This is a genomic window from Azotobacter beijerinckii (assembly GCF_900110885.1).
GTDB lineage: Bacteria > Pseudomonadota > Gammaproteobacteria > Pseudomonadales > Pseudomonadaceae > Azotobacter > Azotobacter beijerinckii.
Genome location: NZ_FOFJ01000024.1, coordinates 13,096 through 35,255, shown reverse-complemented (window position 1 = coordinate 35,255; position 22,160 = coordinate 13,096). Strand labels below are relative to the sequence as shown.

General features: G+C 66.1%; 22 protein-coding genes. 13 read left to right on the top strand and 9 right to left on the bottom strand.

Features of this window, described 5'->3' with window-relative positions; all coding sequences use genetic code 11:
• The first annotated feature begins 79 nt into the window (after nucleotides 1-79).
• The 10 genes from BMY22_RS13280 to BMY22_RS13235 all read left to right on the top strand — a co-directional run bounded on the left by BMY22_RS13280 (nucleotide 80) and on the right by BMY22_RS13235 (nucleotide 7,180).
• Complete coding sequence (locus tag BMY22_RS13280) at nucleotides 80-1,054, top strand: KpsF/GutQ family sugar-phosphate isomerase (protein ID WP_090622803.1); 975 nt, start codon at nucleotides 80-82, stop codon at nucleotides 1,052-1,054.
• A gap of 1 nt (nucleotide 1,055) precedes the next feature.
• The gene (locus BMY22_RS13275; RefSeq protein WP_090622741.1) at nucleotides 1,056-1,580 is read left to right on the top strand and encodes a KdsC family phosphatase; all 525 of its coding nucleotides are present in this window, start codon (nucleotides 1,056-1,058) and stop codon (nucleotides 1,578-1,580) included.
• Nucleotides 1,581-1,585: 5 nt separating this feature from the next.
• Entirely contained in the window at nucleotides 1,586-2,158 is a 573-nt protein-coding gene (gene lptC, locus BMY22_RS13270; protein ID WP_090622800.1) for an LPS export ABC transporter periplasmic protein LptC, read from the top strand.
• Nucleotides 2,145-2,702 carry a lipopolysaccharide transport periplasmic protein LptA gene (lptA, locus tag BMY22_RS13265; protein ID WP_090622739.1) on the top strand — a complete coding sequence of 186 codons (558 nt, stop codon included), beginning with the start codon at nucleotides 2,145-2,147 and terminating at the stop codon, nucleotides 2,700-2,702. Before lptC ends, lptA begins: the two co-directional genes overlap by 14 nt.
• The gene (gene lptB, locus BMY22_RS13260; RefSeq protein WP_090622736.1) at nucleotides 2,702-3,427 is read left to right on the top strand and encodes an LPS export ABC transporter ATP-binding protein; all 726 of its coding nucleotides are present in this window, start codon (nucleotides 2,702-2,704) and stop codon (nucleotides 3,425-3,427) included. Before lptA ends, lptB begins: the two co-directional genes overlap by 1 nt.
• A 130-nt stretch (nucleotides 3,428-3,557) precedes the next feature.
• Nucleotides 3,558-5,066: an RNA polymerase factor sigma-54 gene (locus BMY22_RS13255; RefSeq protein WP_090622735.1), complete on the top strand. Its 1,509-nt coding sequence runs from the start codon at nucleotides 3,558-3,560 to the stop codon at nucleotides 5,064-5,066.
• An 88-nt stretch (nucleotides 5,067-5,154) separates the two neighbouring features.
• Nucleotides 5,155-5,463, top strand: coding sequence for a ribosome hibernation-promoting factor, HPF/YfiA family (gene hpf, locus BMY22_RS13250; protein ID WP_090622732.1), 309 nt, complete (start codon nucleotides 5,155-5,157; stop codon nucleotides 5,461-5,463).
• A gap of 10 nt (nucleotides 5,464-5,473) precedes the next feature.
• Nucleotides 5,474-5,938 (top strand): PTS IIA-like nitrogen regulatory protein PtsN, encoded by a 465-nt coding sequence (gene ptsN / locus BMY22_RS13245; protein WP_090622729.1) that lies wholly within the window; start codon nucleotides 5,474-5,476, stop codon nucleotides 5,936-5,938.
• Between the two features lie 96 nt (nucleotides 5,939-6,034).
• Entirely contained in the window at nucleotides 6,035-6,892 is an 858-nt protein-coding gene (gene rapZ, locus BMY22_RS13240; RefSeq protein ID WP_090622727.1) for an RNase adapter RapZ, read from the top strand.
• 15 nt (nucleotides 6,893-6,907) lie between these two features.
• Nucleotides 6,908-7,180, top strand: a complete 273-nt coding sequence (locus tag BMY22_RS13235; RefSeq protein WP_090622725.1) for an HPr family phosphocarrier protein — start codon at nucleotides 6,908-6,910, stop codon at nucleotides 7,178-7,180.
• 46 nt (nucleotides 7,181-7,226) lie between these two features.
• On the opposite strand, the gene pmbA is transcribed toward BMY22_RS13235, so the two are convergent.
• A complete protein-coding gene (gene pmbA / locus BMY22_RS13230) occupies nucleotides 7,227-8,573 on the bottom strand; it encodes a metalloprotease PmbA (RefSeq protein ID WP_090622722.1) in 1,347 nt (448 codons plus the stop codon).
• Nucleotides 8,574-8,650: 77 nt separating this feature from the next.
• On the opposite strand from pmbA, the gene yjgA reads away from it, so the two are divergent.
• Complete coding sequence (gene yjgA / locus BMY22_RS13225; RefSeq protein ID WP_090622720.1) at nucleotides 8,651-9,169, top strand: ribosome biogenesis factor YjgA; 519 nt, start codon at nucleotides 8,651-8,653, stop codon at nucleotides 9,167-9,169.
• 55 nt (nucleotides 9,170-9,224) lie between these two features.
• Here the strand turns inward: yjgA and tldD are convergent, their stop codons facing one another.
• The 8 genes from tldD to BMY22_RS13185 all read right to left on the bottom strand — a co-directional run bounded on the left by tldD (nucleotide 9,225) and on the right by BMY22_RS13185 (nucleotide 20,213).
• The gene (gene tldD / locus BMY22_RS13220; protein WP_090622718.1) at nucleotides 9,225-10,667 is read right to left on the bottom strand and encodes a metalloprotease TldD; all 1,443 of its coding nucleotides are present in this window, start codon (nucleotides 10,665-10,667) and stop codon (nucleotides 9,225-9,227) included.
• Nucleotides 10,668-10,669: 2 nt separating this feature from the next.
• The gene (locus BMY22_RS13215; protein WP_090622716.1) at nucleotides 10,670-11,518 is read right to left on the bottom strand and encodes a carbon-nitrogen hydrolase family protein; all 849 of its coding nucleotides are present in this window, start codon (nucleotides 11,516-11,518) and stop codon (nucleotides 10,670-10,672) included.
• Nucleotides 11,519-11,590: 72 nt separating this feature from the next.
• The gene (locus BMY22_RS13210; protein ID WP_090622714.1) at nucleotides 11,591-15,427 is read right to left on the bottom strand and encodes a YhdP family protein; all 3,837 of its coding nucleotides are present in this window, start codon (nucleotides 15,425-15,427) and stop codon (nucleotides 11,591-11,593) included.
• 9 nt (nucleotides 15,428-15,436) lie between these two features.
• Nucleotides 15,437-16,894 (bottom strand): ribonuclease G, encoded by a 1,458-nt coding sequence (gene rng, locus BMY22_RS13205; protein ID WP_090622713.1) that lies wholly within the window; start codon nucleotides 16,892-16,894, stop codon nucleotides 15,437-15,439.
• 46 nt (nucleotides 16,895-16,940) lie between these two features.
• The gene (locus BMY22_RS13200) at nucleotides 16,941-17,537 is read right to left on the bottom strand and encodes a Maf family protein (protein ID WP_090622710.1); all 597 of its coding nucleotides are present in this window, start codon (nucleotides 17,535-17,537) and stop codon (nucleotides 16,941-16,943) included.
• A gap of 54 nt (nucleotides 17,538-17,591) precedes the next feature.
• The gene (gene mreD, locus BMY22_RS13195; RefSeq protein ID WP_090622708.1) at nucleotides 17,592-18,071 is read right to left on the bottom strand and encodes a rod shape-determining protein MreD; all 480 of its coding nucleotides are present in this window, start codon (nucleotides 18,069-18,071) and stop codon (nucleotides 17,592-17,594) included.
• Complete coding sequence (gene mreC, locus BMY22_RS13190) at nucleotides 18,071-19,027, bottom strand: rod shape-determining protein MreC (protein WP_244158867.1); 957 nt, start codon at nucleotides 19,025-19,027, stop codon at nucleotides 18,071-18,073. Before mreC ends, mreD begins: the two co-directional genes overlap by 1 nt.
• Before the next feature lie 148 nt (nucleotides 19,028-19,175).
• Nucleotides 19,176-20,213, bottom strand: a complete 1,038-nt coding sequence (locus BMY22_RS13185; RefSeq protein WP_090622704.1) for a rod shape-determining protein — start codon at nucleotides 20,211-20,213, stop codon at nucleotides 19,176-19,178.
• A gap of 206 nt (nucleotides 20,214-20,419) precedes the next feature.
• On the opposite strand from BMY22_RS13185, the gene gatC reads away from it, so the two are divergent.
• Nucleotides 20,420-20,707: an Asp-tRNA(Asn)/Glu-tRNA(Gln) amidotransferase subunit GatC gene (gene gatC / locus BMY22_RS13180; protein WP_090622702.1), complete on the top strand. Its 288-nt coding sequence runs from the start codon at nucleotides 20,420-20,422 to the stop codon at nucleotides 20,705-20,707.
• Nucleotides 20,704-22,158 (top strand): Asp-tRNA(Asn)/Glu-tRNA(Gln) amidotransferase subunit GatA, encoded by a 1,455-nt coding sequence (gene gatA / locus BMY22_RS13175; RefSeq protein WP_208599281.1) that lies wholly within the window; start codon nucleotides 20,704-20,706, stop codon nucleotides 22,156-22,158. The genes gatC and gatA overlap by 4 nt, the downstream gene beginning before the upstream one ends.
• Nucleotides 22,159-22,160: the final 2 nt, after the last annotated feature.

Here is a 22,160-nt window from a genome sequence, read left to right as displayed (position 1 = left end):
CAATCGCGGCAGTGGAAGCGTGAGCAATATGGCCTTTGCCGCTATAATCGGCGCCTTTTTAAGCGACGAGCTGCCCACCATGCCTCACTCGAGCAACCCGATCCAGTCTGCCCAGCGGACCATACGTCTGGAAATCGAGGCTATCGAGGCACTTTTTGCACGCATAGGCGACGATTTCGCTAAAGCCTGCAAGCTAATCCTCGACTGTAAGGGGCGGGTCGTGGTCGTCGGCATGGGCAAATCCGGCCTTATCGGGCGCAAGATCGCCGCTACCCTGGCGAGTACTGGCACGCCGGCATTCTTCGTTCACCCCGGCGAGGCCAGCCATGGCGATATGGGCATGATCACTCGCGACGACCTGATCCTGGCCCTGTCCAATTCCGGCTCCACTGCGGAAATCGTCACCTTGCTGCCACTGATCCAGCGCCTCGGCATCACCCTGATCAGCATGACCGGCAACCCCGGTTCGCCACTGGCAGAGGCAGCAGCCATCAATCTCGACGCCGGCGTCAGCCAGGAAGCCTGCCCACTCAACCTGGCGCCCACCTCATCCACAACCACCACCCTGGTGCTCGGCGATGCTCTGGCCATCGCCCTGCTCGAGGCACGCGGCTTCACCGCCGAGGACTTCGCCTTCTCCCATCCCGGCGGCGCCCTTGGCCGACGCCTGTTGCTTAAGGTGAAAAACATCATGCATACCGGCGACAGCCTGCCCTGCGTGCAGCGCGGCACCACGCTACGCGATGCATTGCTGGAAATGACCCGCAAGGGCCTTGGCATGACCGTGGTGCTCGAGGCCGACGGACGTCTGGCCGGTATCTTCACCGATGGCGACCTGCGTCGCACTCTGGACCGCAACATCGACGTACGTCAGGCCACCATCGACGAGGTGATGACCCCGCACGGCAAGACTGCCCGCGCCGAGATGCTTGCCGCCCAGGCCCTGAAGATCATGGAAGACCACAAGATCAACGCCTTGGTGGTGGTCGACGATACCAACCGACCTGTCGGCGCACTGAACATGCACGACCTGCTGCGCGCAGGAGTTCTATAGAATGAACGACGAACTACTGCTGCGGGCCAAAGCTATCCGCCTGGCGATTTTCGATGTCGATGGCGTTCTCACCGACGGTCGCCTGTACTTTCTGGCCGACGGCAGCGAATTCAAGACCTTCAACACCCTCGACGGTCTCGGCATCAAGATGCTGATCAACTCCGGCGTGCACACCGCCATCATTAGCGGCCGCACCACACCGGTGGTCGAGCGCCGCGCCCGAAACCTGGGCATCCAGCATCTTTACCAGGGACGCGAGGACAAGCTCGCCGTACTGGACGAACTGCTCGCCGAGCTGAGTCTCGACTACGAGCAGGTTGCCTACCTCGGCGACGACCTTCCCGACCTGCCGGTCATCCGTCGCGTCGGCCTGGGCATGGCCGTGGCCAGCGCCGACAGCTTCGTTCGATGTCACGCCCACGGCGTCACCCAGGCACGCGGCGGCGAAGGCGCGGCTCGCGAATTCTGCGAGCTAATCCTGCAGGCCCAGGGCAACCTCGAAGCGGCCCAGGCTGCTTACCTGTAGAGGCGATCATGCTGCGTAAACTCCGTTTCCCCCTGATCCTGGCCGCTTTGACCACCCTGCTGGCAGCAGCGGGCTACTGGAACATCCAGCCGGCAAGCTTCATGGACAAGCCTGCCGCCCCCCTCGACGACAGTGCCATCGACTTCTATGTGACCAACGCCCATACGCTGCAATACCAGATCGAAGGCAAACTGCACTACGAGATGACCGCCGACAAGGTAGAGCACCTCAAGGCCAGCGAGGTCACCCTACTGACCCAGCCCGACCTGCTGATGTTCCGCGGCACGCCCATCCCTTGGCATGTGCGCAGCGAACACGGCGAGGTCAGCCCGCAAGGCGATCACGTCGAACTGATCAATGCGGTACGGGTCGAGCGCACCGACACGCAGGGACGTCCGACCATTCTCACTACCAGCCGCCTGAGCGTGTTCCCGGAGAGGGAATATGCGGAGACTCGACAACCCGTTAAGATCGAGGCAGCCAACGGAGTGACCACGGCCGTCGGGATGAAAGCGTATTTGGATGACAGCAGGATGCACCTGCTGTCCAGTGTAAGAGGCCAGCATGAGGTTCGCTAACCGTTTCTCCCACCGGGCTCTCCCTCTTCTGCTCAGCCTGTGCTCCGGGCTGGACGCTGCGAGCGCTTGGGCCCTTCCTTCCGATCGCGATCAGCCGATTCGCGTCCAGGCCGACAGCGCCGAGCTCGACGACAAACAAGGTGTTGCCGTCTACACCGGTGACGTGGTCATCACCCAGGGTACGTTGAAGATCACTGGCAACAAGGTCACCATCACCCAGGACGACAAAGGCGAGATCAAGGTCTTCACTTCGGTCGGCAATCCCGCCTACTACGAGCAGAAACCGGCGCCCGACAAAAGCGTCGTCAAGGCCTACGGCCAGACCATCCAGTACTTCGCCGACAACGAACGCATCGTGCTGATCGATAAGGCCCGGGTGATCCAAGACGGTAACACCTTCGAGGGCGAGAAGATCGTCTACGACACCCAGCGCCAGATCGTCAATGCCGGACGCGCCACCGGGACCAAGATATCCAGCCCGAAACCGCGGATCGACATGGTCATCCAACCGAAAAAGAAACAGCAGCCGGGACAGACACAGTAATGGCCATCCTCAAAGCCCAGCACCTGGCCAAGAGCTACAAGGGCCGCCAAGTCGTCCGTGACGTCAGTCTCTCCATCGAGAGCGGCCAGATCGTCGGCCTGCTCGGCCCCAACGGCGCCGGCAAAACCACCTGTTTCTATATGATCGTCGGCCTGGTCCGAGCCGACCAAGGGCGCATCCTGATCGATCAGGACGACGTCACCCACCTGCCCATGCACGGCCGTGCCCGGGTTGGCGTCGGCTACCTGCCCCAGGAAGCCTCGATCTTCCGCAAGCTCACGGTGGCCGACAACATCATGGCAATCCTCGAAACCCGCAAGGAGCTCGACAGAGACGGCCGCCACCAAGCTTTGGAAGCCCTGTTGCAGGAATTCCACATCAACCATATCCGCAACAGCCTCGGCATGAGCCTCTCGGGCGGCGAGCGGCGCCGGGTCGAGATCGCCCGAGCCCTGGCCAGCACGCCGAAGTTCATCCTGCTCGACGAACCCTTTGCCGGCGTCGACCCGATCTCGGTGAACGACATCAAGCAGATCATCCATCATCTGAAAAACAAGGGCATCGGCGTCCTGATCACCGACCACAACGTACGCGAGACGCTGGATATCTGCGAAACCGCCTACATTGTCAACGACGGGCAACTGATTGCCGAAGGCGATGCCGAGGCCGTCCTCACCAACAAACTGGTGCAGGAGGTTTATCTCGGCCACGAATTCCGGCTATGAGACACCCTATGAAATGGGATAGGCCAGTCAAATTCCGTTATAATCAGGCATATAATTTGCTTTAGAAGGCGCATCGTCGCCTCGTAGTGATTGACGCGAATGCTTCGGCAAATATGGTGCTTCCTACAATATGAAACCATCGCTAGTCCTTAAGATGGGTCAGCAGCTGACGATGACACCGCAGCTGCAACAAGCCATCCGTCTGCTCCAACTGTCGACCCTGGATCTTCAGCAAGAAATCCAGGAGGCACTCGACTCCAACCCCATGCTGGAACGTCAGGAAGAGGCCGAGGACTACGACAGCCCGGATACGTTGGCCGAACATGGCAACCAGTCCACTATCGATGCCGCGCAGGGCTCCTATCAGGAGAGCTACGAGAACGCATCCGGCAACGAGGACCGCGGCGGCCTAGAGGAAGGTGACTGGCATGAGCGCATCCCCAGTGAGCTGCCGGTGGATACCGCCTGGGAAGACATCTACCAGACCAGTGCCAGCAGCCTGCCGAGCAACGACGACGATGAGTGGGATTTCACCACCCGCACTTCGACGGGCGAAAGCCTGCAGAGCCACCTGCTCTGGCAGCTCAACCTGGCACCGATGTCGGACACCGACCGCCTGATCGCCGTCACCCTGATCGACAGCATCAGCAGCGACGGTTATCTGGAAGCTTCGCTGGAGGAAATCCTCACCTCCCTGGATCCGGAGCTGGACATCGAACTCGACGAAGTGGAAATGGTGCTGCGGCGTATCCAGCAGTTCGAACCGGCCGGGATTGCCGCCCGCGACCTCAGCGAATCGCTGCTGCTGCAACTGCGCCAGCTGCCGATCGACACCCCTTGGCTGGAAGAGGCGAAACGGCTGGCCCGGGACTATCTCGACCTGCTCGGCAACCGCGACTTCGCCCAACTGATGCGACGCATGAAGCTCAAGGAGGAGGAGCTGCGCCCGGTGATCGAACTGATCCAGAGCCTCAATCCGCGCCCCGGTGCGCAGATCGAAGCCAGCGAGCCCGAATACGTGGTACCCGACGTCATCGTGCGCAAGCACAATGATCGCTGGCTGGTGGAACTCAATCAGGAAGCCATGCCACGCCTGCGCATCAACCCCCATTACGCCGGCTTCATCAGACGCGCCGATGCCAGTGCCGACAACACCTTCATGCGCAACCAGCTGCAGGAAGCGCGCTGGTTCATCAAGAGCCTGCAGAGCCGCAACGAGACGCTGATGAAGGTCGCCACGCAGATCGTCGAGCACCAGCGCGGCTTCCTCGAGTATGGCGAGGAAGCGATGAAACCTCTGGTGCTGCACGACATCGCCGAAGCCGTCGGCATGCACGAGTCGACCATTTCGCGGGTAACCACCCAGAAGTACATGCACACCCCACGGGGCATCTACGAGCTGAAGTATTTCTTCTCCAGCCATGTCAGCACTGCCGAGGGCGGCGAGTGCTCGTCCACCGCCATCCGCGCCATCATCAAGAAACTGGTCGCCGCGGAAAATCCGAAAAAGCCATTGAGCGACAGCAAGATCGCTGGTTTACTGGAAGAACAGGGCATACAGGTGGCTCGCCGCACAGTCGCCAAGTACCGTGAATCGCTCAGTATCGCGCCCTCCAGCGAGCGCAAGCGGCTCATGTAGCGGCATCGCCGGCCCCAGCCGGCGCGGCAAGGTATACCGGTAGCAGGGCCGTCAACCTGCATCAAAACAGAAACAAGGAGAAAGCGGTATGCAAGTCAACATCAGTGGACATCAACTGGATGTGACCGACGCCCTGCGCGACTATGTCGAGGAGAAGCTCAGCCGCCTCGAACGGCATTTCGACCGCATCACCAATGTGCAAGTGATCATGACCGTCGAGAAGCTCAAGCAGAAGATCGAGACGACCCTGCATGTCGCAGGCGCCGAAGTGGTCGCCAACGCCGAGCATGAAGACATGTACGCCGCCATCGACCTGCTGGTCGACAAGCTCGACCGCCAACTGATCAAGCACAAGGAAAAGCAAATCGAACGCCAGCAGGGCGCTACCGCTCGCTGATCCATCATCCATGATCAGACTCGAAGAAATCCTGACTCCCGGCCGTTCTTTAGTGAACGTGCCGGGGGGCAGCAAGAAGCGCGCTCTCGAATACATCGCCAATCTGGTCGCCCGCGAAATGCCCGATCTGGATCAGCAGAGCATTTTCGAGAGCCTGATTGCCCGTGAAAAACTGGGCTCGACCGGTTTCGGCAACGGCATCGCCATCCCCCATTGCCGCCTGCCCGGCTGCCCTGCCCCGATCAGCGTCCTGCTGCGACTGGATGCTCCGATCGACTTCGATGCCATCGATGGCGCACCGGTCGACCTGCTGTTCGTCCTCTTGGTGCCGGAGGCCGCCACCGACGAGCATTTGCAGCTGCTTCGCCAGATCGCCAGCATGCTTGATCGCGGCGAAGTGCGCGAGCGCCTGCGTCAGGTCGGGAGCAGCGAGGCCCTTTATCAGGTTGTGGCGGACACCCAGAAAGGCCTGTAAGGTTCCGACCAGGAGGGCAAGAGGTCCGTCGACTGTGAACGAGCAATTGGCAGCCCGGCTTTCAGCAATCTCTCCTGGTGGCGGAAAACTCCTATCATGCGCGTGATCATCGTCAGTGGCCGCTCCGGTTCGGGCAAAAGCACCGCCCTCGATGTACTGGAAGACAACGGTTTTTTCTGCATCGACAACCTGCCAGCCGTTCTGCTTCCCGAACTGGCCGAACGGGCGTTGCTGCATACCGAACTGCTCCAGCCCCAGGTCGCGGTATCCATCGACGCACGCAACCTGCCCAGCCAGCTGAAGCGCTTCCCCGAGCTGCTGGCGGAGGTGCGCACCCGCTACATCCTCTGCGACCTGCTCTATCTGAATGCCGACGACGAGACCCTGCTCAAGCGTTTCTCGGAGACCCGTCGCCGCCATCCGCTGACCAACGAGAACCGTTCGCTGGCCGAAGCGATCCGCGACGAAAGCCGGCTGCTTGCAACGATCGAGGACCTGGCCGACCTCAAGATCGACACCACTCACCTCAATCTCTACCAGTTGCGCGATACCCTTGAGCTGCGCCTGCTGAACAAGCCGGAACCGGGAACAGCCTTCCTGATCGAATCCTTCGGCTTCAAGCGGGGGATGCCGGTGGATGCCGATCTGGTGTTCGATGTGCGCTGTCTGCCCAATCCGTACTGGAAGCCGGATCTGCGCGACTTTTCCGGACTGGATCGACCGGTCGCCGATTACCTCGCCGCCCAGCCGGACGTCGAGGAGATGTACCAGGACACCCTGGCCTATCTGCAGAAATGGCTGCCCCGCTTCGCCGCCAATAACCGCGCCTATGTCACCATCGCGATCGGCTGCACCGGCGGCCATCACCGCTCGGTCTACCTGGCCGACCGGCTCGGCCAGGCATTGAAGCAGTCACTCAAGAACGTTCAGGTTCGCCACCGCGACCTCTGCTGAAGGATGGATAACGCGATGCCCACCTGCGAAGTCACCATCGTCAACAAGCTCGGGCTGCATGCCCGGGCGGCCGCCAAGTTCGTCGGCATCGCCGGGCGCTACTCCTGCACGGTGCGCATCGGCCGAGCCCCGGAGACCCTGGTCGACGGCAAGAGCATCATGGCAGTCATGATGCTGGCCGCCGGCAAGGGAACGCCTGTTCACCTGCATACCGAAGGCGAGCAGGACTGCGAGGCGCTGGAAGCCTTGGTCGAGCTGATCAACAACCGCTTCGACGAAGACGAATAAGCAACGTCGGGCGAATCCTGGCGCCGGCTTGGCCCGGCGCCACGGCTCAACTTCCCGCCAGGGTCATCCGCTCGACGAGCACCGAACCGGTGCACACGTTGCTGCGATGCTCCAGGTCGTTACCCACCGCGACGATCTGCCGGAACATGTCGCGCAGATTGCCGGCGATGGTCACCTCCTGTACTGGGTACTGGATCTCGCCGTTCTCCACCCAGAAACCGCCGGCGCCGCGGGAATAGTCGCCGGTCACCAGATTGAGCCCCTGCCCCATCAGCTCGGTCAGCAGCAGCCCGCGCCCCATTCGGCGAATCAGTGCGGCTTGGTCCTCCTCGCCGTGGCTGACGAACAGGTTGTGCACCCCGCCGGCATTGGCCGTGCTCGGCATCCCTAGCTTGCGCCCCGAATAGGTGCCCAGGGCGTAACTGGCCAGCCGGCCGTGCTCGACGAAATGCTTGGCGCGAGTCGGCAGTCCATCGGCGTCGAAGGCGGCGCTGCCCAACGCGCGGGGAATATGCGGACGCTCGTCGAGGCTCAGCCATTCGGGGAACAGTTGCTCGCCCAGCGCCCCCTCGAGGAAGGAGGCGTGCCGGTAGAGGTTGCCGCCAGTGATGGCGCCGATGAAATGGCCGAACAGCCCGGTGGCCAGCTCGGCGGAGAACAGCACCGGCACCTCGCACGTCGGCACCGGCCGTGCGCCGAGACGTCGCGCCGCCCGCTCCGCCGCCCGCCGCCCGATCGTCTGCGAATCGGCCAGCGCCTCGCCGCGCCGGTTGACGTCATACCAGTAGTCGCGCTGCATCAGCCCTTCGCCCTCGGCGATCATCACGCAACTGAGGCTGTGCCGGGTGCTGGCATAGCCGCCGATGAAACCATGGCTGTTGCCGTAGACGCGGCAACCCTGGTGCGAGTTGAGCGAGGTACCGTCGGCGTTGCGAATCCGCGGATCGGCGGCGAAGGCCGCCGCCTCGCATTCCAGCGCCCGCTCGATAGCCTGCTCGGGGCTGATCGCCCAGGGATGGAAGAGATCCAGCTCCGGGAGTTCACCAGCCATCAGCACGGCATCCGGCAAGCCGGCACAGTCGTCCTCGGAGGCATGCCGGGCAATCGCCAGGGCCGCCGCCACGGTTTCCCGGATCGCTGCCTCGCCGGTCGCCGAAGTGCTCGCCGAACCCTTGCGCTGGCCGAGATAGAGGGTGATACCGAAACCTTGGTCGCGATTGAACTCGACGGTTTCCACGTCCCCCTGGCGCACCGTGGTGGACAGCCCCTGCTCGATGGAGACCGACACCTCGCAGGCCGTGGCACCCTGCCGCTCGCTCTCGGCGAGTATCCGCTCGACCTTGGCCCGCAACTCCGGCAGCGCCTGCGGACCTACCATTTCTGCTGGATTCATAACTACTCCTGTCAGGTCCGGGCCAGTCGCTCCGGAGCTGCTGTTATCATGGCGGCGTTTATCTCTGGACCGCCACCATGTCTGAACTTCATCAAGACTTCTCCGAGGAGAAGAGCAAATCCCAGGTCAAGCGCGAACTGCATGCCCTGCAGGAACTCGGCGAGCGGCTGAGCACGCTCAAGCCCGAGCAGCTCGACCGCCTACCGCTTAGCGACGCCTTGCGCCGCGCCCTGCTGGAAGCCCCGAAACATACCGCGCACATCGCCCGCAAGCGGCACATCCAGTACATCGGCAAGCTGATGCGCAACCAGGACATCGACGCCATTCTTGCCCTCTTCGAGCAGTTGGACGCCTCCAGCCGCCAGTACAACGAACGCTTCCACGCCCTCGAGCGCTGGCGCGACCGGCTGCTCGAGGGTGGCGACGAAACCCTGGAGGCCTTCGTCGGCGACTACCCGGACACCGACCGCCAGCACCTGCGCGGGCTGATCCGCCAGGCCCGCCACGAAGCGGAGCAGAACAAGCCACCGACCGCCAGCCGCAAGATCTTCAAGTACATCCGCGATCTCGACGAAAGCAAACGCGGGTTGCGCTGACACCACAGGGCAGGCCGGCCGCACGACGTACCCCGCCATCGCCGCCCATCCCGCCTCAGGCGCCGGTACCGCCCACGGTGATCGCATCGATCTTCAGGGTCGGCTGGCCGACGCCCACCGGAACCGACTGGCCATCCTTGCCGCAGGTGCCGACGCCGCTGTCCAGCGCCAGGTCGTTGCCGACCATGGAAACCCGGGTCATCACCTCCGGGCCGTTGCCGATCAGGGTCGCGCCCTTGACCGGCGTGGTGATCCGACCGTCCTCGATCAGGTAGGCCTCGCTGGTGGAAAAGACGAACTTGCCGCTGGTGATATCCACTTGGCCGCCGCCCAGGCTGGCACAGTAGAGCCCTCTCTTCACCGAAGCGATGATCTCCTCGGGCTCGCTCTGCCCGGCCAGCATGTAGGTATTGGTCATGCGCGGCATCGGCAGGTGCGAGTAGGACTCGCGACGGCCGTTGCCGGTCGGTGCCACGCCCATCAAACGGGCGTTCAGCTTGTCCTGCATGTAGCCGCGCAGCACGCCGTTCTCGATCAGCGTGGTGCACTGGGTCGGCGTGCCCTCGTCGTCCACGCTCAGCGAACCGCGGCGCCCGGCCAGGGTACCGTCGTCGACGATGGTGCAGAGGCTGGAAGCCACCCGCTCACCGACCCTCCCGCTGTAGGCCGAGCTGCCCTTGCGGTTGAAGTCGCCCTCCAGGCCATGACCGACCGCCTCGTGCAGCAGCACGCCGGACCAGCCCGGACCGAGCACCACCGGCAGCGTGCCGGCCGGCGCCGGGGCCGCCTCGAGGTTGACCAGCGCCTGGCGCACCGCCTCGCGGGCATAGCCCATGGCGCGATCCTCGTCGAGGAAGAAGCGGTAGTCGGTGCGTCCGCCGCCGCCCTGCCCGCCACGCTCGCGGCGGCCGTTCTGCTCGACGATCACGCTGACGTTGAAGCGCACCAGCGGACGCACGTCGGCGCACAGGCTGCCGTCGCTGGCGGCGATCAGGATGTGCTCCCAGACGCCGGCCAGGCTCACCGTGACCTGTTTGATGCGCGGGTCCAGCACCCGGGTGGCGGCATCGATGCGCTTGAGCAGCTCGACTTTCTCCGCCCGATCGATCGCCTCCAGCGGATTGTCCGCCGCATAGAGCGGCATCGCCTGGGCAGCGGCGAAGGCCTGCACACGGCCCCGCTGTCCGGCACGGGCAATCGAGCGAGCCGCCTGAGCCGCCTGACGCAGCGCCTCGCCGGTGATCGCATTGCTGTAGGCAAAGCCGGTCTTCTCGCCGGACTGGGCGCGCACACCGACACCTTGGTCGAGATGGAAGCTGCCCTCCTTGACGATGCCATCCTCCAGCACCCAGGACTCGGACACCTGGCTCTGGAAGTACAGGTCGGCCGCGTCGATGCCGGGACCGGCCAGCTCGCCGAGCAGGGCCGGCAAGGCATCGAGATCCAGGCCGCCGGGGCTCAGCAGCTGCTGACTGACGGGTAACAACAACTCGCTCATATTCACTCCATTTCGACCGGCCGCGGCACGGCCGACACTGAAAATCGCCGATGGCGGTGCATCGGCATACGCTGACGGATCGCCGCCTGCTCCTCGGCATCGCGGCTGGCCAGCAGCACCCCCTCGCCCTGCGCCTGTTCGGCCAGCAGCCGTCCCCAAGGGTCGACGATGGCCGAATGGCCATAGGTTTCCCGGGGGCCGGGATGCCGACCGCCCTGGCCGGCCGCCAGCACATAGCACTGGGTTTCCAGCGCGCGCGCACGCACCAGCACATGCCAGTGGGCGGCACCGGTCACCGCGGTGAAGGCCGAGGGAGCGCTGATCAACTCGGCCCCGGCGTCGCGCAAGGCGCCATAGAGTTCGGGAAAGCGCAGGTCGTAGCAGACCGTCAGGCCGAGGCGGCCGACCGGGGTATCCGCTACCACCAGCCGTTCGCCATGGGCGTAGTCGTCCGACTCGCGATAGCACCCTCGCGAATCCGCCACCTCTACATCGAACAGGTGCAGCTTGTCGTAGCGCGCCACCTGTTCGCCATGGGCGTCGAACAGCAGCGAACAGGCACGGGCCTTGGCCTGCGGCCGGCCGGCCGGCGGCAACGGCAGGGTACCCGCGACGATCCACAGGCCGAAGTCGCGGGCCGCCTGGCGCAGGCAGGGCAACACGGGACCGCGGCCTTCCGCCTCCGCGCGGCCCAGGGCGGCACCGTCGCGCCGGCCCATCGCAGCGAAGTTCTCCGGCAGGACGGCGAGGCGCGCTCCCCCGGTGGCCGCCTGTTCGAGCAGGCGGCGCGCGGTCGCAAGGTTGGCCGACACGTCGGCCTGGCTGACCATCTGCAGTACCGCCACGCTCATTGGCTTTCCTCGCTTTCTCCCGGTTTCTTCCGATCACGCTCTCGCACTTCGCCGCCCACTGCAACCTTCTTTCTAGCGCGGCTTCTCGAAAGGCTTTTCAAAGGTAATTCTAGGCTCCTGCCAAGGACCCTGGACGCGGTACTGTACGCTGGCGAAACGCGCCACGCGATTGCCGAGCAGCTTGTCGACGACGAACAACGCCCCGCCGACCGCCGGCGCACCGACCATCAGGGCGGCAAGCGGCAGGTTGTTGCTGACCGGCAGGGTCACCAGCAACTTGGCATCGATGGTGTCGCCCGGCAGGTCGAGGCGTCCGTCCAGTTCGAGATTGCTCGACGGCCCGCTCAGGGTCAGCGGGATTTCCGTCCGGTAAACCCCGTCGCGTCCCTCGATCAGCCCCTTGACCCGGTCGTAGCTCAGCCCTTTGCCGAACAGGTCGGAGAAGTCCAGACGCAGCCGCCGGCCGATGGAGTTGAAATTAAGTACGCCGAACATCCGCAGGGCCGAGGCCGCGCCGTCCACCTCGCGGAACTGCCCCTTCCTCAGGCTGATGTCGAAGCTGCCCGTGTAGCGCCGCAGGGTCATGGCCGCCGGCGACCCCGGCCAGCTGCCATCGATGTCCACCCGGAACTTTCGGCTGGTCGCAGTCGGCGCGAAGCCCCAGGCCAGCAGCACGTCGGCGAGATCGCCGCCCTGCAGCCTTCCCCGGAACCAACTGCGGGTGGCGCCGGGCGCTCCCTGCCAGCCGGCGCTGCCGAGCACCCGCAAGCCCTTGAGGTCCAGGTCCAGATCGCTGAACTGCACCCCGTCGGGGAGCGGCTGCGCCTTGAACGACCAGGCGCCGAGCAGCTCGGCGCCCTGCTGCAGACGGGCGATGCGCACATCCAGCGCGGGAATCTTCCGTGGATCGACCAGCAGCAGCGGGTCCGAGCCGGCCGTCGCGCCCGCCGGCGCACCGGCTGCGCCGCGCGCGGTGGCCGGCAGTTGCAGATGGGATAGATCGATGTCGATCGGCGCCTTGGCCGTCGCCGGGATGGCGATGCGCCCCTTGATCTGCGGGCCGTCCAGCTGCAGGTTCCAGCCGGCCCGGTTGGAGGTCAGTAGCACCCCGAGCGGGCGCAGGGTGGTGCCAAAGCCCTGAAAACTGCCGATATCCAGCTCGGCGCCGCGCAGCAGGCCGACCGAGGACGCCGCCTGGCCGGCCAGGGGCGCCAAGAGCGCCTGCCAGGCATCCCAGTCCAGGGTGGCGATCCGGCCGCGCAGCCACAGCCCCTTCGTTGCCGGCAGCTGGGCCTGCCCGCCGCCGAGCAGCAGCTCGCCGCGGCCTTCGCCGAAGCGGCCCGGCGGCGCAGCCAGGGCCAAGCTGGCCCGGTCTGCGTAGTCCAGCCGGTAGCGGCGCTCCGCGCCCTCCAGGGTCATGTACCAGCGCGTATCGCGGGACTCCTGGGCCGACTTGCCAAACGGCTCCGGCAGATCGATGCGCAGACCGCGCAACGTGGAGTCGACCTGCAGCCGGCTGTTCGCGCCATCCAGCAGCAACTCGAGGCGATAGGGCAGCTCGCCGGACAGCGGCAGGCGCCGACTCACCTGCAGCCACTCGGCAAAGGACGCCGAGGGCATCTGCCCATCGACCTGGATGCGGGTTCGCGCCCTGCCTTTGCGCCCCTCGGCGATGACCCGGCCGCGTATCGGCCGGCCGAACGCCTCGGCGCGAAGATCCGGCGCGCTGAGCCCCCGTGCCGTGTCGTAAGTGAAAGCTCCCCGCAGGCGGTTCAGTTGTAGATCCGGCTGGGCCGTGCGCAACTGCGCGCCCTCGGTACGCAGCTCTGCCACCACCCGGGGCGGCCGCCCCGAGTCCCGACGCAGCGGGATGTCCAGCGTGAGCCGACCCTGCAACGGCCCCTCGCCCGCCCAGCCGGCGAAGGTTTTCGCGGTCTCCAGCGGCGCTTCCCGGAGAATCCGCAGACCGTCGCCGACACTGCTTTCCAGTTCGCTTTCCAGGTGCAGCATCGGTATGCCACCCTTGGCCGCCGGAACCTCGGCGCGGGCCGAGGTCAGCTGGCTGTCCAGCACTCGCCCCCCATCCAGGTTCACCTGCACCCCGCCGCCCTCGACGAAGATCTCGCCCCGGGCCTCGCGCAGCTCCGGCCAGCCCGGCTGGTAGGCCAGCTCAAGGTCGCGGACCTTGAAGAACAGGCCGAGGCTGCGCGTCCCCGCCTCGGCCCCTTTGTTCAACGCCCCCTGGAAGAAGAACTGGCCCTCGTCGAGGCGGCCGGCGCGAATCGAGGTCTTCAGCCACTCGGCCAGCGGCGGCGAAAAACCGGGGGAAAGGGTCGGCAGGTATTTCTCGGTATAACGGGCATCGCCGTCGCGCAGGCCGACGCGCAGGTCCATGTAGTCCTCTTCCGCGGGGTCGCGGCGCAGGCGGATCAGGAAGTCGATGGCGGTGCGCCCCTCCTCGCCGTCCGTCTGGATGTAGGGACTGCGCAAGGTCACGCCCTGCTCGTCGACCTGCCAGAGCAGCCGCCCGGCGGCATGCCGGTAGCGCCAGGGGCGGGGGAACAGGTGAGCGAGATGCAGCGCGAAGTCGTCGCCGTTGAGACGCAGCTCGCCGCCGGCCAGGTCGCCGCTGACGCTGCCGTCGACGTTGTCCGCCGCCGGCACGGCGCTCCAGGCGTCGAAGGCCACCCCCTCGAGATTGGCCGCATAGGCGAGGCGCCGTCCGTCCTCTGACTGTGGCCGGTAATCCAGCCGCAGGTTGCGCAGGATGCCACGCGGCCGCAATCCCGCCAGGGCGCTCCCGACCCCTTCCGGCAGCGGCGCCAGGGACTGCACCAGCGGCATCAGCGGAGTCAGGTCGAGGCGGTTGGCGGTCAGCGTCCAGGGGCTTGGCGCGTCGGCCGCAGCCCGATGTTCGAGGGCGATCTGCACGCCGGTCCAACGGGACGGACCGAAATCGACCGCAAGGGAGTCGAGCAGCGCGCGAAAGTCCTCGCCGTCGCGCAGGAAATGTCCGTTCAGCGCCAGATCCCGCACCCCGGCCGGCGCCTGCCCGGCGCGGCGGACGCGCAACTCGGGCACCTGCAGGCGGCTCGCCGCGCGCTGCAGACGGCCCTCGGCCCAGGACAGCCAGACCTCGCCACCGGCACGCAGCCGCTCGATCTGCCAGTCGCCGGTCAGGCTGTGCGGCACCCAACCCGCCCAGTCGCTCTGCGGCAGGCTGACGTAGAGTTCGGCATCGCTCTGCCGCCAGCCCGCGTCGGCCAGTTTACCCTGCAGACGCCACTGCAGTGGCTGCCCGTCGGGCAGACTCAGGCGACCGTCGAGGCGCTGCTGCCAGCCGTCGCTGCGCAGCGTGAGGTCGACGTCCCGGAAAGCGAAGGGCGCCTGTCCATGGGGCGCGAAGGTGATCTGGCTGTCCAGCAACGACAGGTGGTCGATCCGCTCGAGGGCACGCAGGGACTCGTCCGGATTGAACGGCCGCGGCCGACCGCGCTGCGGCGCCCCCTCCAGAGTCCAGCGCCCCTCGGCATCCTGCACCAGGGCGAAACGTACCCCCTCCAGCTCCAGCGCGGCGACGCGCAGCTCGCGGGCCATCAGGGTGCGCAGCAGATCGAGACGCACCTGGACCCGCTCCAGGTGCAACGCGTTGGCACCCTCGCCGATCGTCACATCGCGTGCCAGCAGCCGCGGCACGAGGGCGGTCCACTCTCCCTCCAGGGCGCGGATGAGCACCGGCATGCCCAGCACGTCGCGGACCCGCGCCTGAACCTCGAGACGGGTGTCGGCAACCAACGGCGCCAGCTGGCGGCCCAGGCTGACGCCCAGCGCCAGCAGCATGAGGCTCAGGGTACCGAGCCCGAAGAGGATGCGCAGACAGGCCTCGAACAGGCGGGAGAATCGCGACATGGTCAGGGCTTACAGTAGGACGACATCGTACTGCTCCTGGGAATAGGTACCCTCCACCTGAAACTTGATGGGACGACCGATGAAAGCCTCGAGATCGGCGACGTTGCCCGACTCCTCGTCGAGCAGCCGGTCGACCACCTTCTGGTTGGCCAGCACCAGGTAGCCTTCGGCCTGGTAGGCGCGGGCCTCCCGGAGGATTTCGCGGAAGATTTCGTAGCAGATGGTTTCCGCGGTCCTCAGCTTGCCACGCCCCTGGCAGCAGCTGCAGGGCTCGCAGAGCACCTGCTCGAGGCTTTCGCGGGTTCGCTTGCGGGTCATCTGCACCAGTCCCAGCACGGTGATGCCGATGATGTTGGTCTTGGCGTGGTCGCGCTCCAGCTGTTTCTCCAGGGTGCGCAGCACCTGGCGCTGGTGCTCCTCGTCCTCCATATCGATGAAGTCGATGATGATGATCCCGCCCAGGTTGCGCAGACGCAGCTGGCGGGCGATCGCTGTGGCCGCCTCGAGGTTGGTCTTGAAGATCGTCTCTTCCAGGGTGCGATGACCGACGAAAGCGCCGGTATTGACGTCGATGGTGGTCATCGCCTCGGCCGGATCGATGATCAGGTAGCCGCCGGACTTGAGCATCACCTTGCGCTCCAGGGCCTTCTGGATCTCGTCCTCGACGCCGTACAGGTCGAAAATCGGGCGCTCGCCCGGATAGTGCTCGAGGTGGTCGGCGATCTCCGGCATCAGCTCGGTGACGAACTGCAAGACCTTCTGGAAGGTTTCCCGCGAATCGATGCGGATCTTCTCGATGCGCGGGCTGACCAGGTCGCGCAGGGTGCGCAGGGCCAGGCTGAGATCCTCGTAGATCACCGTCGGTGCGCTGGCGGTCTGCATCTGCCCGGCGATCTGGTCCCACAGGCGGCGCAGGTAACGGATGTCGGCGAGGATCTCGTCGGCGCCGGCGCCTTCGGCGGCGGTGCGCAGGATGAAGCCGCCCTCGTGCTCGATTCCCTCGCTGGCCACGCAATCGGCGACCACCTTCTTGAGACGCTCACGCTCGCTCTCCTCCTCGATTTTCAGGGAGATGCCGACGTGGCGGGTGCGCGGCATGTAGACCAGATAGCGGGAGGGAATCGACAGATGGGTGGTCAGCCGCGCGCCCTTGCTGCCGATCGGGTCCTTGGTGACCTGCACCACCAGGCTCTGCCCTTCGTGCACCAGGGCCGCGATGCTCTCCACCGCACTGCCCTCGCGGGTGGAAATCTCCGCGGCATGGATGAACGCGGCGCGCTCCAGACCGACGTCGACGAAAGCCGCCTGCATGCCCGGCAGTACCCGCACCACCCGGCCCTTGTAGATGTTGCCGACGATACCGCGGCGCTGGGTGCGCTCGACGTGCACCTCCTGCAGCACGCCGTTCTCCACCACCGCCACGCGCGACTCCATCGGCGTGATATTGATCAGAATCTCTTCGCTCATCGCATAGTCCCGAAGCCGGGCGCGGCTTATCAGCCCAGGCGCCTTGTTATTGTGATTGTGGTTGCCAGCACGAAATGCCGAACTCGGCCAGCAGTTGCGCGGTTTCACAAAGCGGCAGGCCGACCACGGCCGAATAGCTGCCCTCCAGATGGCTGACGAACACCGCGGCAAAACCCTGGATGGCATAGCCGCCGGCTTTATCCAGCGGCTCGCCGGTTGCCCAGTAGGCCTCGGCCTCGGCGGCATCGAGGGGACGGAAAGCCACCCGGCTACGCACCACCCGCGCCATGCAGCGCCCGGCACCGGCCAGGGCCACAGCAGTCAGCACCTCGTGCTCGCGCCCGCCGAGGGCCTGCAGCATGGCCAGCGCCTCGGCACGATTTCCCGGCTTGCCGAGAATTCGCCCGTCCAGCACCACCGTGGTATCCGCACCGAGCACCACCGCCTGCCCGGCGTCGGCGAGGCGGGCTAGGCCGGCTGACGCCTTGTCGCGCGCCAGGCGCTCCACATAGGCCGCCGGCGCCTCGTCCGGCGCGGGGGTCTCGTCGACGGCCAGGGCGAGCGGGACGAAGGGCACGCCGATCTGCGTCAGCAGTTCGCGCCGACGGGGCGAACCCGAGGCCAGGTAGAGCGTGGCGACCATGCAATTTCTCCCTGTCTGAAGCCCCCCGCCCACCGTACTCGACGGGGGCAGGGGTTAATTGACATTGAAGCGCAGTCGGAGGCTGCGCAGAGCGGTGAATACCCAAGGCCAGAGCAAGGCGCTGACCAGGGCCGGCAAGAGGAAGGCCAGGGTCGGCGGGCGGTTGCCGGCCAGCGCATTGAGCCAGAGCTGCACCAGTTGGGCCAGACCGAAGACTACCAGCAGGACCAGGCTCTGCTGCCACAACGGAAACATGCGGACACGCTGCTGCAGCGTCAGCATCAGGAAAGCGATCAGCGTCAGGGTCAACGCATGCTGCCCGAGCAGGACGCCGTAGAGCACGTCCATCGCCAGCCCCAGCAGCCAGATCACGGTCATGCTGACCCGCTGTGGCACCGCCAGGATCCAGTAGGTGATGAACATCGCCAGCCAGAGTGGCCGGCCGACCTCCATGAAGCCCGGCATGGGCGCCACGCTGAGCAGCAGACCCGCCAGGTAGCTGGCCCAGATCAGCCAGCCGTTGTGTTCGCCCATCAGCGCGCTCCGCCGGTGCCCGCCGGGGCCGGCCGCGACGGTGCCGACGGCGCGGGCGCGGAAGCGGCGCCCGGCGCAGTCCCCGCGGCGGATGACGGTGCCGGGCTCTTCGCCTGCTCGGCCAGCTCGCGGTCGTGCGCCTCCTGGGCCTGGGCCGCCTCGCTGGCGCGCTGCTCCGGCGAGCGCAGATCGCTGAATACCAGCAACATGTAGCGGGTGCGGTTCAGAGCCGCCGTGGGCACGGCACGGACGATAGAGAAAGGCTGCCCGGAATCGTGGATCACCTCGTTCACCACGGCCACCGGATAGCCGGCAGGAAAGCGCTGGCCCATGCCGGAACTGACCAGCAGATCGCCCTCTTTGATGTCGGCGGTATCGGCGACATGGCGCAGCTCCAGACGCTCCGGGTTGCCGGTGCCGACGGCGATGGCGCGCAGGCCGTTGCGGTTGACCTGCACCGGGATGCTGTGGGTAGTATCGGTGAGCAGCAACACCCGCGCGGTGTAGGGCATGACCTCCACCACCTGGCCCATCAGGCCACGGGCATCGAGCACCGGTTGGCCGAGGAACACGCCGTCCCGCTCGCCCTTATCGATCAGGATACGATGGGTGAAGGGGTTGGGGTCGACGCCGATCAGTTCGCCGACCAGCACCTTCTCGTCCACCAGCTCCGCGGAGTTGAGCAGCTCGCGCAGACGCACGTTCTGCTCGGTCAGCGTCGCCAGTTTCTGCAGGCGGCGCTGCATCAGCAGGGCCTCGGCCTTGAGCTTCTCGTTTTCCGCCAGCAGCTCGCTGCGGCTGCTGAACTGCTGATTGATACCGTCCCAGAGGCGCACCGGCAGATCGGCCAACCCGTAGAAGGGCATCAGCACCAGCCCCAGCTGGCTGCGGACCGGCTTGAGGACCTCGAAACGGGCATCCACCACCATCAGTGTGGCGGCAAGCACCGCCAGCACCAACAGGCGCACCACGAGCGAAGGCCCTTTGCTGAAGAGCAGTTTGATAGCGGGTTCCTCGCGACTCCAAGCCTCGACCGTCAGCCATGCGCCGAAAACGGCGCCAGGCGTCGCTTTCGGCGTACAGCCCGAAGCCTGCCCCGGTGGCTCACTCGGTGGAGAGCAGATCCATGCGGTGGCTGTCGATCATTTCCAGCGCCCGGCCGCAGCCGCGCGCCACGCAGGTCAGCGGGTCCTCGGCGACGATCACCGGCAGGCCGGTTTCCTGGGCCAGCAGCTTGTCCAGGTCGCGCAGCAGGGCGCCACCGCCGGTCAGCACCAGGCCGCGCTCGGCGATGTCCGCGGCCAGCTCCGGCGGGGACTGCTCCAGGGCGCTCTTTACCGCCTGGACGATGCTCGCCAGGGACTCCTGGATCGCGTCCAGCACCTCGCTGGAGTTGAGGGTGAAGCTACGCGGCACACCCTCGGCCAGGTTGCGCCCGCGCACGTCGATCTCGCGCAGTTCGCTGCCCGGCCAGGCGCTGCCAATTTCCTGCTTGATGCGCTCGGCGGTGGCCTCGCCGATCAGGCTGCCGTAGTTGCGCCGCACGTAGGTGACGATGGACTCGTCGAAACGGTCGCCGCCGACCCGCACCGATTCGGCATAGACCACGCCGTTCAGGGAGATCAGGGCGATCTCCGTGGTGCCGCCGCCGATGTCCACCACCATCGAACCATGCGGCTCGTCCACCGGCAGGCCGGCGCCGATGGCCGCCGCCATCGGCTCCTCGATCAGGAACACTTCGCGGGCGCCGGCGCCCAGGGCCGATTCGCGGATGGCGCGGCGCTCGACCTGGGTCGACTTGCAGGGCACGCAGATCAGCACCCGCGGGCTGGGCTGCAGGAAGCTGCTCTCGTGCACCTTGTTGATGAAGTACTGCAGCATCTTCTCGCAGACGCTGAAGTCGGCGATCACGCCGTCCTTCATCGGGCGGATCGCGGTGATGTTACCCGGGGTTCGTCCCAACATGCGCTTGGCTTCGGTCCCAACCGCCACGACGCTCTTCTGGTTGCCGTGCGTGCGGATGGCGACCACGGACGGCTCGTTCAGGACGATGCCGCGCTCGCGCACATAGATGAGAGTGTTGGCAGTCCCCAGATCGATCGACAGATCGCTGGAAAACATGCCACGGAGTTTCTTGAACATTGACAGGAACCCTGAGGCGAAGCATGGGTAAAAAGAGCGCAAACTCTAACAATGGCAGGGATTTTGGGCAAGGCGCCCACTGTGCTAAATTCCCCGTTTTCAGCAGCCCGCAAGGCCAGCAACGCGGCCTTCGACCACCCGTCCGGGAACCCGGTTCCCGAGCTTTCCACCCACGGCCGGCTGCCCGTTTTCCCTGGAGAATCCCGATGGCGCTTGAACGCTCCGACGTGGAAAAGATCGCCCATCTGGCCCGACTGGGGCTGGACGACGCCGAGCTCCCACGTACCACCGAAACCCTGAACGACATCCTCGGCCTGATCGACCGGATGCAGGCGGTCGACACCCACGGCATCGAGCCCCTCGCCCACCCCCTGGAGGCCACCCAGCGCCTGCGTCCGGACGAGGTCACCGAGAGCAACCGCCGCGACGCCTACCAGGCCATCGCCCCGGCCGTGGAGAACGGCCTGTATCTGGTTCCCAAGGTGATCGAGTGATGCATCGACTGACTCTGGCGCAAATCGCCCGCGGCCTGGCCGCCAAGGACTTCTCCGCCGTCGAGCTGAGCGAGGCCCTGCTGGCCCGCATCGGCCAGTTCGACCCGCAGCTCAACAGCTTCATCACCGTCACCGCCGACCAGGCCCGCGCCCAGGCCCAGGCCGCCGACGCACGCCGCGCCGCCGGCGAGAACGGCGCCCTGCTCGGCGCGCCGATCGCCCACAAGGACCTGTTCTGCACGCAGGGGGTGCGCACCAGCTGCGCCTCGAAGATCCTCGACAACTTCGTCTCGCCCTACGACGCCACCGTCGTGGAAAAGCTCGCCGCCGCCGGCTGCGTGAGCCTCGGCAAGCTGAACATGGACGAGTTCGCCATGGGTTCGGCCAACGAATCCAGCCACTACGGCCCGGTGAGGAACCCCTGGAACACCGAATGCGTGCCCGGCGGCTCCTCCGGCGGCTCGGCCGCGGCGGTGGCGGCGCGGCTGATCCCGGCGGCCACCGGCAGCGACACCGGCGGCTCGATCCGCCAGCCGGCGGCGCTGACCAACCTCACCGGGATCAAGCCGACCTACGGCCGCGTCTCGCGCTGGGGCATGATCGCCTACGCCTCCAGCCTCGACCAGGGCGGCCCGCTGGCACGCACCGCCGAGGACTGCGCCCTGCTGCTCGGCGCCATGGCCGGCTTCGACCCGAAGGACTCCACCTGCGTGGATCAACCGGTCGACGACTACCTGGCCGCGCTGAACCGGCCGCTGAACGGTCTGCGCATCGGCCTGCCGCGCGAATACTTCGGCGCCGGCCTCGACCCGCGCCTGTCCGATGCGGTGATGGCCTGCGTCGAAGTGCTGAAGAAGCTCGGCGCCACGGTCAGGGAAATCGGCCTGCCGAACATGCAGCACGCGATCCCCGCCTACTACGTGATCGCGCCTGCAGAAGCCTCCTCCAACCTGTCGCGCTTCGACGGCGTGCGCTTCGGCTATCGCTGCGAGAGCCCGGTCAACCTCGAAGACCTCTACAAGCGCTCGCGCGGCGAAGGCTTCGGCGCCGAGGTCAAGCGGCGGATCATGGTCGGCACCTACGCCCTCTCCGCCGGCTACTACGACGCCTATTACCTCAAGGCGCAGAAGATCCGCCGGCTGATCCGCAGCGACTTCATCGGCGCCTTCCAGGAGGTCGACGTGATCCTCGGCCCGACCACCCCGAACCCGGCGTGGAAGCTCGGCGAGAAGAGCAGCGACCCGATCGCCGCCTATCTCGAGGACATCTACACCATCACCGCCAACCTCGCCGGCATTCCCGGCCTGTCCATGCCGGCCGGCTTCGTCGACGGCCTGCCGGTGGGCGTGCAACTGCTCGCGCCCTACTTCCAGGAAGGCCGCCTGCTCAACGTCGCCCACCAGTACCAGCAGGCGACCGACTGGCACCAACGGGCACCGGAAGGCTTCTGAGG